This is a genomic window from Microbulbifer pacificus, from assembly GCF_002959965.1.
Classification (GTDB): Bacteria; Pseudomonadota; Gammaproteobacteria; order Pseudomonadales; family Cellvibrionaceae; genus Microbulbifer; species Microbulbifer pacificus_A.
Genome location: NZ_PREV01000026.1, coordinates 1,637,271 through 1,649,600 on the forward strand (window position 1 = coordinate 1,637,271; position 12,330 = coordinate 1,649,600).

13 protein-coding genes are annotated in these 12,330 nt (G+C 58.3%); 6 read left to right on the forward strand and 7 right to left on the reverse strand.

Annotated elements, in window-relative coordinates; translation table 11 throughout:
• Positions 1-133 precede the first annotated feature (133 nt).
• Positions 134-814 (forward strand): hypothetical protein, encoded by a 681-nt coding sequence (locus tag C3938_RS07370; protein ID WP_105102521.1) that lies wholly within the window; start codon positions 134-136, stop codon positions 812-814.
• A gap of 83 nt (positions 815-897) precedes the next feature.
• Here the strand turns inward: C3938_RS07370 and C3938_RS07375 are convergent, their stop codons facing one another.
• Positions 898-2,211 carry a dicarboxylate/amino acid:cation symporter gene (locus C3938_RS07375; RefSeq protein WP_199775506.1) on the reverse strand — a complete coding sequence of 438 codons (1,314 nt, stop codon included), beginning with the start codon at positions 2,209-2,211 and terminating at the stop codon, positions 898-900.
• Positions 2,212-2,576: 365 nt separating this feature from the next.
• On the opposite strand from C3938_RS07375, the gene C3938_RS07380 reads away from it, so the two are divergent.
• The 4 genes from C3938_RS07380 (at position 2,577) to phoR (ending at position 6,422) form a co-directional block, all read left to right on the forward strand.
• Entirely contained in the window at positions 2,577-3,149 is a 573-nt protein-coding gene (locus C3938_RS07380; RefSeq protein ID WP_105102523.1) for a chorismate--pyruvate lyase family protein, read from the forward strand.
• 21 nt (positions 3,150-3,170) lie between these two features.
• Positions 3,171-4,058, forward strand: a complete 888-nt coding sequence (gene ubiA, locus C3938_RS07385; protein WP_105102524.1) for a 4-hydroxybenzoate octaprenyltransferase — start codon at positions 3,171-3,173, stop codon at positions 4,056-4,058.
• Between the two features lie 129 nt (positions 4,059-4,187).
• Positions 4,188-4,892 (forward strand): phosphate regulon transcriptional regulator PhoB, encoded by a 705-nt coding sequence (phoB, locus tag C3938_RS07390; RefSeq protein ID WP_105102525.1) that lies wholly within the window; start codon positions 4,188-4,190, stop codon positions 4,890-4,892.
• 216 nt (positions 4,893-5,108) lie between these two features.
• Entirely contained in the window at positions 5,109-6,422 is a 1,314-nt protein-coding gene (phoR, locus tag C3938_RS07395; protein WP_105102526.1) for a phosphate regulon sensor histidine kinase PhoR, read from the forward strand.
• Positions 6,423-6,470: 48 nt separating this feature from the next.
• Here phoR and C3938_RS07400 read toward each other — a convergent pair whose 3' ends face one another.
• From C3938_RS07400 to C3938_RS07415, 4 genes are all read right to left on the reverse strand, one after another.
• Entirely contained in the window at positions 6,471-6,830 is a 360-nt protein-coding gene (locus C3938_RS07400; RefSeq protein ID WP_105102527.1) for a hypothetical protein, read from the reverse strand.
• A 99-nt stretch (positions 6,831-6,929) separates the two neighbouring features.
• A complete protein-coding gene (locus C3938_RS07405; RefSeq protein ID WP_105102528.1) occupies positions 6,930-7,562 on the reverse strand; it encodes a DUF938 domain-containing protein in 633 nt (210 codons plus the stop codon).
• Positions 7,563-7,564: 2 nt separating this feature from the next.
• On the reverse strand, positions 7,565-8,344 hold the full coding sequence (gene yaaA / locus C3938_RS07410; RefSeq protein ID WP_105102529.1) for a peroxide stress protein YaaA: 780 nt from the start codon (positions 8,342-8,344) through the stop codon (positions 7,565-7,567).
• A gap of 61 nt (positions 8,345-8,405) precedes the next feature.
• Positions 8,406-8,897 carry a DUF4265 domain-containing protein gene (locus C3938_RS07415; RefSeq protein ID WP_105102530.1) on the reverse strand — a complete coding sequence of 164 codons (492 nt, stop codon included), beginning with the start codon at positions 8,895-8,897 and terminating at the stop codon, positions 8,406-8,408.
• Positions 8,898-8,999: 102 nt separating this feature from the next.
• On the opposite strand from C3938_RS07415, the gene C3938_RS07420 reads away from it, so the two are divergent.
• A complete protein-coding gene (locus C3938_RS07420) occupies positions 9,000-10,292 on the forward strand; it encodes a M48 family metalloprotease (protein WP_105102531.1) in 1,293 nt (430 codons plus the stop codon).
• 82 nt (positions 10,293-10,374) lie between these two features.
• Here C3938_RS07420 and C3938_RS07425 read toward each other — a convergent pair whose 3' ends face one another.
• A complete protein-coding gene (locus C3938_RS07425) occupies positions 10,375-11,178 on the reverse strand; it encodes a putative porin (RefSeq protein ID WP_105102532.1) in 804 nt (267 codons plus the stop codon).
• Between the two features lie 447 nt (positions 11,179-11,625).
• On the reverse strand, positions 11,626-12,321 hold the full coding sequence (gene phoU, locus C3938_RS07430; protein WP_105102533.1) for a phosphate signaling complex protein PhoU: 696 nt from the start codon (positions 12,319-12,321) through the stop codon (positions 11,626-11,628).
• Positions 12,322-12,330: the final 9 nt, after the last annotated feature.

Sequence of the window (12,330 nt, forward strand, 5' to 3'; positions counted from 1 at the left end):
TCACGGAAAAATTTTGCTCTGTGCTGTGATAAATGGCAGCCTGTCATGGATATCCCATAAATCCCGAGCGGCGTCGCCCGCTGAGCTGTACCCAATACAATCCCGGTATAAAAAATAAAACAGGGAAATATGCATGAGAACCTCAACAATACGCAGACTGGCGCTGGCCGGCCTGCTGACTATCGGTTTCACCACCCAGGCCCAGGCGCAGGGCGGCTTCTGGGGTGGTGACGAACACATCCCGAGCCTGGTTATCGCCCCCAGCCAAATCCAGATCGATGTGCCCATGCCGGTTTCCAGCGGCAATCTGCAACTGATGCTGGCCCAGGCCGGCGACGGCGGCGGGCTTGCCGGATTAAAGCAGCAAGCTGTGCGCAATTACACGCAGCATCTGCACAGTGAGCTCGCCAGAGAACTGTACGAGTACCTCGAAGACGAGGACGTACCACTGGTTAAGGAAGACGGAGTGCTGAACCTGCAGAACAGTCTGGACCTGAAGGTCATCAAACACCTGGCGGGAATGAAAGCGAAAGGGGATTACGATCTGGAACAGGGCAATGTCGCCCTGAGCGGCGAATTCCGCTACACCCTCACCAACCGCGGCGGGGTAGCACTGCGCGAGCAGCGAATCAAAATCGACGACCTGAAGATCACCAGAAAGTACCTGACCCGTATTTATATGGATGGTCGCGAGAGCGAAGACAACACCGAAGAGGCGATCAAAAAGGCGTTGAGTGAACTGGTGGAAAAGCTGGTGGAATCCATGGAAGACAACCTGGAGGCGGACCAGTTGCGGGAAATGGCCGCACTCTGATACCTCTCTGCGGGTGTTTTTCTACGATCAAACCAAAAGGGCCGCGGATGCGGCCCTTTTGGTTTCCAGTGTAGCGCCCGTCATCAGGAGGCCGCGGATCGGCCATCGCCCTCGCGACCCACAACGCTGTTGTAGTTGTCGTCGTTAAACGTCTCCAGATCCAGCGCCCCCTCGCTCTTCGCCACGATCGCGCTCACCACGGAATCCCCGGTGATGTTCACCGCGGTGCGCACCATATCCAGCAGGCGATCCACCCCCATCACAATGGCGATGCCCTCCAGTGGCAGGCCCACCTGCTGCAGCACCATTGCCAGCATAATCAGACCCACACCGGGCACACCGGCGGTACCGATGGAAGCCAGGGTGGCTGTCAGGATCACCGTCAGGTAACCCATCAAACCAATCTCGATCCCATACAACTGGGAAATAAACACCGTCGCCACACCCTGCATGATCGCGGTGCCATCCATATTGATGGTGGCCCCCAGGGGAATCGTGAACGATGCCACTTTATTATCCACTCCCAGACGCTTTTCCACGGTCTGCAGGGTGACAGGTATCGTGGCCGCGGAAGATGCGGTGCTGAAGGCGAACACCATCGCCGGGCGCATTTTCTTCAACAGCTTCAGCGGGTTCAGGCCCGAAAGCAGCTTCAACAGAATGGAGTAAACACCGATTGCGTGCAGCAGCAACGCCCCCAGCACCACCATAAAATACTTGAGCAGTTGCACAATGGCATCCAGACCCAGCTGCGCGATCTTGTTTGCCAGCAGCGCAAACACCCCGTAAGGCGCAAACACCATCAGCACGCCCACCATGCGCATGATCACTTCATTCAGGTCGTTGAAAAAACCCGCAATTCGCTGTCCCGGCTTGCCACTGCGGGAAATCGCGTAACCCATCAGCAGCGCAAACACGATGATCTGCAGCATATTGCCCTTCGCCATCGCCTCCACCGGATTCGTGGGGAAAATGCTCACCAGCATGTCCGACAACGGTGGTGCCGGCTGCGGCTCAAATGCCGCATCCCCGGCCATCCCCTCCATACCCGCACCGGGCTGGATCAGCAGCGCCAGTATCAGCGCCAGCGAAATCGCCATCGCGGTAGTCACCAGGTACAGCAGCAGCGTCTTGCCGGCCAGTACTCCGACCCGGCTGCCTTCCGACAGTGCACAGGCTCCGCAGATCAGAGAAACCAACACCAGCGGCACCACCATCAATTTCAGAGAGGCGATAAAGATCCGCCCTATGACGTCGAACAGGCCATTGGTCAGGTAGCTATTGATAAACCCGGTAACGCCCTCGCCAAGAATCTGGCTGGTATTGAGAACATTGAACACCAGGCCGACCGCGATACCCGCGATCATGGCCAGTACTATTTTTTTTGTGAGCCCCATGGTCCGTCCTGTTTTTACTGCCAGCTATTTAGCTGGCCTTCAATTATTCGTTGCTGATAAATAGTGATGTAATCGGGGCGAAGGTGACGCTACCGGGTACAGCCTTGCGAGACCTTCCGCGAGAGGGGCCGCAGGCGCCGCGAAAACTTGCAGCGGCTGGGCCACCTCGCGGAAGAGCCCCCAGGGATGGGTTCACGGCGTGTCTCGTAAGGCTGTGCCCGGTAGCGGCGCCGCCACTAAATTTATTTCACACCCCTAACAGTTAGCGCCACTATATCGGCAGCAACCACAAGGGGCAAAGCGCGTTCCCCGATTGGCTCGCTCGGGTACAATGCGGGCATATTTGAACCCGCGTGGAGTCAGCGTTGTACCACTCCCCCTTTGAACCCGTTGGCGACTGGCACCCCCATCCGCTGGACACCCTCCACGGATCGACGCCACCGGAGCCCCTGTTGCCCTGGCTGCTGCATCCCGGCTCCCTCACCGCCGCCCTCAAACACCACAGCGGCGGCGAGTTTCGCGTACAGATACTCAACCAGGGCTGGCAGCAACCGCGCCTCGAAGAGCGCCGCGCCCTCAACCTGCGCGACAAATCCCTCGCCCTGGTGCGCGAAGTACTCCTCTGCGGCCACGGGCAGCCCTGGGTCTACGCCCGCAGCATCCTCCCCGAGCGCTCGCTCGCCGGCAAACACCGTCACCTGCGCAGCCTCGACAACCGCCCGCTGGGCGAGCTGCTGTTCAGCCGACCGGACATGAAGCGCGGCCCCATCGTCCTCAACCAGCTCGCACGCAATCCCCTGTGCACCCTGGAACTGCTCGCCGGCATGGCACCCCGCGCCTGGGGACGCCGCTCCACCTTCTGGCTCGGCGACAAACCCCTGCTGGTTGCAGAAACCTTCCTCAGCAGTTTCAATCCCGCTGAACCACCCAAGTCCTGAAGGGAACAACGGAAGCACGCAATGCAAATGATCAGCCAACAGATACAACAGCGCTGGCCGCAACTGTTGCCCTACTGGCAACTGGCCCGCCTCGACCGTCCCATCGGCTCTCTGCTGCTGCTCTGGCCCACCTGGTGGGCACTGTGGATTGCCGCGGATGGCTGGCCGGGGCTGCACCTGTTCTGCGTCTTCACCCTCGGTGTCATCCTCACCCGCGCCGCTGGCTGCGCCGTCAACGACTTTGCCGATCGCAACATCGACGGCCATGTGAAACGCACCAACCAGCGCCCCCTGGCCACCGGCGCGGCCACCGCCAAAGGCGCTCTGCTGCTGTTCGCGGGCCTGATGCTGCTGGCGTTCCTGCTGGTGCTCACCACCAACAGGCTCACGGTTCTGCTGTCGCTGCCGGCGCTGGCGCTGGCCTTCTGTTACCCCTTTGCCAAGCGCCATACCCATCTGCCCCAGGTGGTGCTCGGTGCGGCCTTCAGCATGGGCATCCCCATGGCGTTCGCGGCGGTGCGGGGAGAAGTGCCCGCAGTGGCGTGGCTGATGTTCACCGCCAATCTGCTGTGGACCGTGGCCTACGACACCTTCTACGCGATGGTGGACCGGGACGATGACCTCCGGATCGGTGTCAAATCCACAGCCATCCTGTTTGGAGATATGGACCGGGTGATGACCGGCTGCCTGCAGGGGATGGTGATTGTGGCACTGTTGATGCTCGGCAGCCGCGAGGCGTTGGGCCCCCTGTTTTACAGCGGTGTGGTCGCGGCGGCGGCACTGTTCGCCTATCAACAGTGGCTGGTGCGAGACCGGCAACGAGATCCCTGCTTCCAGGCGTTTCTCAATAACAACTGGGTTGGAGCAGCTATTTTTGCGGGTATTTTTTTCCATTACCTTGCTAACTGAATCCGCATCCTGCCGGTAAAGTCGTGATTGGCGAACGGCTGTCATATATTTGTCACTAAAGTGACGTTAAATGGCCACTCTAAGAAAAGTCAGTTAAATGACACCAACCAGTTAGGGTATGGCAGGCAGATGCACAGCAAGACGATCCTCATAGTCGACGACGAAGCTCCGGTCAGGGACATGCTGCGAATTGCGCTGGAGATGGCGGATTATCGCTGCCTCGAGGCGGAAAACGCGCAGGCGGCGCACGCGCTGGTAATCGACGAAAAGCCGGATCTGGTACTGCTGGACTGGATGTTGCCGGATGTTTCCGGGGTCGAGCTGGCGCGTCGCCTGAAGCGCGATGAACTGACGGCGTCGCTGCCGATCATCATGCTGACGGCGAAGGGCGAGGAGGATCACAAGATCAAGGGGCTGGAAACCGGCGCTGACGACTACATCACCAAGCCATTCTCCCCTCGCGAGCTGGTAGCGCGCCTGAAGGCGGTGCTGCGCCGTGCGGGCCCGACGACGCCGGAAGAGCCGCTGACCGCGGGTGGCCTGGTACTGGATCCGATCAGCCATCGGGTAACGATCAATGGCCAGCCGGTGGATATGGGCCCGACGGAGTTCCGCCTGCTGACGTTTTTCCTGTCTCACCAGGAGCGCGCCTATACCCGTACACAGTTGCTGGACCATGTCTGGGGCGGCAATGTGTACGTGGAAGAGCGCACCGTGGATGTACATATCCGCCGCCTGCGCAAGGCGCTGACCATGGACGGGCACGAGCGCTACATCCAGACCGTGCGCGGCACCGGCTACCGCTTTTCTGTACAGACTGTGGAAAGAGTGTAACCATTCCCCCACCCGTTTTTCGGGCACTCTGTTGAGGGTCCGGTGGCGGCAGAGGCCGGGTGAAGGGATTCGGAGCCGGACTGGGCGCCCCCCAGTGAATACATCCCTGTTAGCAACGGTTCCGAATCCCTTCACCCGGCGCTCTGCCTTCGCATCAAGTCCGCAGGCACTCTGAAAACTTCTTCCGTTTGCCCAAAACAAGATGGCCCAACCATCATGCTCGATCGCAGTATTGGCGAGTTCTCGCGCTTTATCGTCATCGCCCTCGGCACCACCATACTCGGTTTTTCCACCGACAACTGGTGGCTGGCTCTGTGTGTCGGCCTCGCCGCCTATCTCGGTTGGCTGCTGTGGCAACAGAATCAGTTCGACCGCTGGCTGAGTAATGGCCGCCGCGGGCCGGCACCGACCAGCTTCGGCGTATGGGGGGATATTTCCGACGATTTCTATCGGCTGCAGCGCCGCCATCGCAAAGAAAAGCAGAAGCTCCACTCGATGTTGCGCCGGGTGCAGGACAGCACCAGCGCGCTGCGCGAGGGGATTGTGGCGCTGGAGGACGAGGGCAATCTGGCGTGGTGGAATCCCGCCGCGGGGCAGATGTTGCGGTTGCAGGCGGACGACGCTGGGCAGCCGCTGGTCAATTTTGTGCGCGATCCACGCTTTGTGGAGCACATGTATAACCGCATGTTCGGGCAGGGGCGCGCGTCCCAGGAACCAATCACACTGCCGGCGCCCGGCGACGATTCGCGCATTCTGACCATGGAGGTGACGCGCTTTGGCCAGGACGAGGCACTGGTGATCGTGCGGGACGTGACACGGCTGCATAACCTCGAGCAGATGCGGCGGGACTTTGTCGCGAATGTGTCTCACGAGCTGCGTACACCACTGACGGTGATCGCGGGCTACCTGGAGACACTGCAGATGAGTGGCCAGGCACCGCGCAACTGGGAGCGCCCACTAGCGCAGATGAGTGAGCAGACGGTGCGCATGACCGGGCTGGTGAATGATCTGTTGCTGCTGGCGAGGCTGGAAACCTCCGAGCGCGACACTGGCCGCGACAGGGTTTCCGTGCGGCAGTTGATGGAGCAGGTGGCCGGTGAAGCGCGCTCGCTGAGTGGCGGACACCACGAGATCACGGTCGAGTGTATCGAAGACTGCACCATTACCGGCACCGCCGGTGAGCTGCACAGTGCCTTTGCGAATCTCGCGTTCAACGCGGTGAAGTACAGTCCGGATGGCGGGCCTATCGAATTGCGTTGGCGTCTCGACGCCGCAGGTGGACACTTTTCCGTGAAAGACTGCGGTATCGGTATCGACTCCGTGCACATCCCCCGTCTGACCGAGCGCTTCTACCGTGTAGATGCCGGTCGCTCGCGGGAGAGCGGCGGTACCGGACTCGGTCTCGCCATTGTCAAACACGTACTGCTGCGCCACGGTGCCAACCTTACGGTCAACAGTGTGCCGGGCCGCGGCAGCACCTTTACCCTCAATTTCCCCACCCAAAAACTGACACTGCCCAACTCCGTTTGATGCGCGGCGTCTGCGAAAAAGGCCCACAAGGGCCTTTCTGCATTGGGCTCAGTTCAGTTCCTCAAGGGTTCGCTCTTCGCCACCGGCGCAATAGCGCACGGCTTCACCATCCATAACCGGCGTGGCATTTCTGATCATTTTTATGTGCACCAGCTTGCGTTCACTGTTGGGTATCAACAGGTGCTCGTGGCCGTCGTCGTCCACCGGCAGACTGCGTTCACCGGTGAGACTGTCGCGCAGGGCGCGCAGCTGCGGCATATCGCGGTAGCGGTCCAGATCTTTCGAAAGCTTGTGCTTGATGCGCTCGGACTCCTCCAGCGCGGCGGCAGTCTCACGATATTTGGCAAAGAAGAACACCGCGGCAATACCGGCAAAAATGGCGAGGGCTGTTTCGAACCATGGGGGCATATTCAAAGATCCTTGTATTATGTGGTTTGTGCATCCTGTAGGAACCTGCTTGCAGGCGAATGATCCGGAGCACGGAGATGCTCGCCTGCAAGCAGGCTCTTACAATGCGGGTTGACCTGTCATCTGCCACACCAACAACTGGTTGTTGGCGGGCAGGAAATTGTTTTCGGTTCTGCGCAAACCTCGTGATTCGGCGAGCTGATCCAGCCACTCGAGATCGCGAATGCCCCGCAGCGGATCCTGCTCTTTCAGCCACACGTCGAAGCCGGCATTGCCCGGTCCAGCGTCGCCGGGGCTGGCGACGTAGTCACCGGCGATCTTTACCGGGCCGTAGACGATCAGCTGGCCCGCGGGCTGCAACACCTGTGGCAGGCGCGCGAAGAACGTCGCCACCGCGCTGGCGGGCATGATGTGTAGTGTATTCGCGGTAAACACCGTATCCACACGCAGTTCCGGCCAGTCACCCGTCACATCCAACAATAACGGCGGCGGCAGGTTATCCGCGGGGCTGTTGGCCAGCCAGGCCCGTACTTCATGCAGGTTCTGCGCGCGCTCGGACGTCTGCCAGGTGAGATGCGGCAGACGCGGAGCGAAGTAGACTGCGTGCTGACCAGTGCCACTGCCGACCTCGAGCACCTGCCGGCTGCCCGCCAGCAAGCGCCGCAACTGCGCGAGAATCGGCCCGCGGTTGCGCGCCGTGGAAGGCGCATCTGGCAGAGGTTGATCCGTCATTTTCAGGTGGGCTGCTCGTCGCGCAGGAATACCCAGTCGTTACCGCTGGAATGCTCCGCACTGAAATAGTAGCCGGCCACATTGAAATCCTTCAGTCGCTCCGCTTTCCTGACGCGATTGTCGATGGCCCAGCGGCTCATCATGCCGCGGGCTTTTTTGGCGAAGAAACTGATCATCTTGTACTGACCGTTTTTGCCGTCCTTGAAGTGCGGAGTAATGACGTCCGCATCGAGGTGTTTCGGCCGTACGGATTTGAAGTATTCGTTGGAGGCGAGGTTGATGAGTTCACGGCTTTTCAATGCCTTGAGCTGCTCATTGAGCGCGGCGGTGATTTTTCCGTCCCAGAATTCGTACAGGTTTTTACCGCGACTGTTGGCGAATTTCGTAGCCATCTCGAGGCGGTAGGGCTGCATCAGATCCAGTGGGCGCAGCAGGCCATAGAGACCGGAGAGCATACGCAGATGTTTTTGCGCAAAGTCGAAATCGCGCTTTTTTAATGTCTCCGCCTCGAGCCCGGTGTATACATCGCCCTTGAACGCCAGCAGTGCCGGGCGGGCGTTATCGACGGTGAACGGGCGCTTCCAACAATGGAAGCGGTCGTAGTTGAGTACACCCAGCTTGTCGGAAATTTTCATCAGCGCCGATATGTCCTGCGGGCTGAGAGCCTTGAGCTCCTTGATCAGAACGGCAGAGTCCTTGAGGAAATCCGGTTGAGTGGTCTCCAGTGTGGGGATTTCACTCTCGTAATCGAGGGTTTTCGCAGGAGAGATAACGATCAGCATACAGCACACTCTTAAACACTATTCTGCTCTGCGGGAGGCCGAGAGCACAAGCACAACAGCTTTATTCTGGTTTCAAAATATCCTGCCACCAGTTCAGCGGCGTCTGTCCATCCTCCGGGTCATATACATTACCGTAGTACCAGACACTGTTGGCGCCGTCGCACGCGCCGTTCAGAATTTTTTCGATTTCCTCAAAACCGCAGCTTACATGGATGCTGTACACCAGCAGTCGCGGGCTCTCCATATCCAATTCGCCGCCGAGCTTTTCGATCTGCGGGGTGAGCTGGTCGGAGAGCCAGGTGCTGTCGCCGCGGCAGAAAACCCGCACGGCGAGATTACCGGATCGCTTGATCAGATCGAATCCGGGCTTTTCCGGATCCTTGCGGTTGATCTTGATGGTATCGCCACTGGCAATGCCCTTGATGAACGCCGGGGAACGCACCAGCTGTACGCTGTCATCGTCATTGACCCGCACCTGCAGCCGCTCCACCACCGGCTCCCCATCGGGGTTGGTACCGGCAAATAACTCGATAATCTGCAGTGCGCTCGACATAACCTCGCTCCCAGGACTGTGTACAATAATCGGCCTTGAACCCGGCCCGGCGCGCTTCGCGGGGCCACGTCAAAAGATCAAGCATTATACAGGGAGTGATCCATGATTCGTCGCTCAATCGCAAAACGGCTGCTGGCCGCCGCTGTCGCGGCCTCCGTAACCGCCGGAATCACCGGCTGCGCGGTCAACCCGGTAACCGGCAAGAAGGAACTGTCGCTGATGTCCCAGAGCCAGGAGGTGGCACTGGGCGCAGAGCAGTACCCGAAGGCACAGCAGACCCAGGGCGGTGAATACCTGATCGATCCGGCGCTGCAATCGTATGTCAGCCGTGTTGGCCAGAAGCTTGCCAAAGTCTCCGACCAGCCACAGCTGCCCTATGAATTTGTGGTACTGAACAACTCGGTGCCAAACGCCTGGGCGCTGCCGGGGGGCAAAATTGCCGTGAACCGCGGTCTGCTGGTGCTGCTGGAAGACGAGGCGGAGCTGGCGGCGGTTCTGGGACACGAGATCGTACATGCCGCCGCGCGCCACTCCGCCGCTGCCATGTCACAGCAGCAGATTCTCGGTGCCGGTATCGCCATTCTCGGCGCCACCACGCAGAACACCGGTTACGGTGACCTGATTTCCCTCGGCAGCCAGTTCGGTGGTTCCGCCTACATCGCCAAATACGGTCGTGACAACGAGCTGGAATCCGATCAGTACGGTATGAAGTACATGGCCGCAGCCGGCTACGACCCCCAGGGCGCGGTGCGCCTGCAACAGAAATTCGTCGAGCTTTCCAAGGGCAGGCAATCCAGTGCTCTCGACGCCCTGTTCGCCAGCCACCCGCCATCCCAGTCTCGGGTGAATGCCAATGTTGAACACGCAAAGAAACTGCCGGCGGGAACTGCCAACCGCGCCCAGTATCAAAAAGCCATCGCACAGCTCAGGAAAGATGCGGCGGCGTACAAGAGCTATGACGACGCCGTAGCTGCGGTACAGAAAAAAGAGTACGACCGCGCCCTGACACTCACCCGCCAGGCGCAGAAACAGCAACCCAAAGAGGCTTCGTTCTATGCACTGGAAGGGGACCTGCTGGCACAGAAAAAACAGTACCAGCAAGCCCTCGCATCATACGAGACCGCGGTACAGAAAAATCCGTCACTGTTTTCCAACTGGCTGATGCGCGGCATGCTGAACGCGCAGCTGAAAAACTACACCGCCGCGGAGCGCGACCTGCAGCGCTCTACCCAGTATCTGGATACCGCGCACGCGCATTACTACCTGGGACAGGTATACGAGCAACAGGGCAACACAAAAAATGCCCTGAGCCAGTACCAGATCGCGGCCCAGGACAGTGGCGATATCGGCACCAAGGCCCAGGCGCGGGTGCAGGCGCTGGGCAATCAGGGATAAAATTTTCCTGATAGCAAAAAAAGCAAAAAAGCGGGCGAATTCCTTCGCCCGCTTTTTTTATGGCTGATTTTCCCGAAGGAAATTACAGCTGAACGGTTACGCCGATGCGGAACATGTCCAGATCGTCGAAATCGCGATTGGAGCCATAGGCAACCTTGGCCGCAACGTTGCGATTGAAGAAATGGGTGGCATTGACTTCATAGTCCTCAACAAGTTCATCGTACGCCACACCCACGGAAGTGTTTTCGTTGAAGTAGAACTCCACTTCACCATTCCAGAAAAAATCAGCGCCGTCGGTATCGGCTACACCCAGCTCCGCGGTCAGGTACTGGCCGCCAGACAGTGCCGTAAAATACTTGGAAGAAACGTGGCGGTAATCAAAGCCATCGTCAATTTCCGCGGTGAAACCGATGTAGTCGGTGCCACTCAGCTGATGGTTGTATTTACCGCGCACAAAAAATACGGTGTCTTCGTCTTCTACTTTCTGCGCTTCCACTTCGGCGAGCAGGTCGGGAGAGAACAGGAAGCCAGCACCCGCGCTGTATACGTTGGTGGAGAAAACGTCGCTGAACTCACCAAATACTTTCCACTGACCGGTGTAGTACTCGCCACCAAAATTTACGATTTCATCTTCGAACGAACCCTGATCGAAAGATGCAACCCCACCGTAGATGTTGCTCACCGGCAGGATGTAGTTGAATTCTTTGCGCGGTCCCAACGTATTCAGGGCACCGAAATAGTACTGAGACTGGACGCTCAGCGTATCGACATCATAACCACGGTAATCGCGGTTTTCGTAGTCAGCGTCGGTGAATGAATTGTACTGCTCCGCAGAGGCAATGGCGGAGACCAGCATAAGAGGAAGAGCTGCAAACTTGAACTTCATAGAAGTGTTCCCTGTTTAAATTACATCTGTACGTTTAACTCTGTACTTTCGTACCCGTACCCACTGTTCACCCATTGGGGCAAATGCGGCGCGGATTCTAAGCAAAGGAAAATTTCAGTGCAACGATAACTGCCAATTGTGACCATCGTCTCAAATGGCGCGTGTATTCCGTAATTCGATTACAAGTGGAATCACGGAAGTGCGCGCATTTTGGGGAGAGAGAACTGAACCGATGCTGAATGATGTGCGAGGAGATGCGTTTTTACCGCCGCGGGAAAATTTGCGGTATGCCATACTCATTTGAAATTGGTACGGATATAAAAAAGGCTGCGATTGCAGCCTTTTGTAAAATTATTTCCAGCGAATTTATTCCGGATTCGATCTGCGAAACGTATAAACGCTGAACCCAATATTTGAACCAGCGCACAGTTTCAAACACATTGACCGTCAGCGCAGATTCTTTTTGTTGCCGTGGCGAATGTCTGCACCTTTTACCAGATACACCACCTGCTCACAGATATTCTTCGCGTGATCGCCAATGCGTTCCAGTGAACGCAGGGTCCAGAGCACATTCATCACCCGGGAGATACTGCGTGGATCTTCCATCATGTAGGTGACCAGTTCGCGAATTGCGCTGCGATAGTCCATGTCTACCTGATCATCCTCGGCGAGCGTTTTCAGTGCGGACTCCACATCAAAACGGGTATAGGCATCGAGGGCGTCGTTCATCATCTTGCGCACGGCATTGGCGATGTGGCGGATCTCGGTATAACCGCGGGGTGCGGTGCCCTCGTCGGTGAGGGCGATGGCCATTTTCGCGATCTTGCTGGCCTCATCGCCCATGCGTTCGAGATCGCGGGCGATGCGGATGACCGACATCACCATGCGCAGATCGGACGCCGCCGGCTGGCGCTTGGCGATGATCAGGGTGGCGTGTTCGTCCAGCTCCATTTCGCAGCGGTCGATTTCCTCTTCCACCTGCAGCACCTTTTCCGCCAGCTCGCTGTCGGCGTTGGCCAGGGCATCCACTGCATCCGCTACCTGGCGGGCTACCAGGCCGCCCATTTCCAGCATTTCCGTCTTGAGACTTTCAAGCTCTTCGTTGAACTGGCGGGAGATGTGTTGATCGAAATGCATGTCCATATTCTCTGT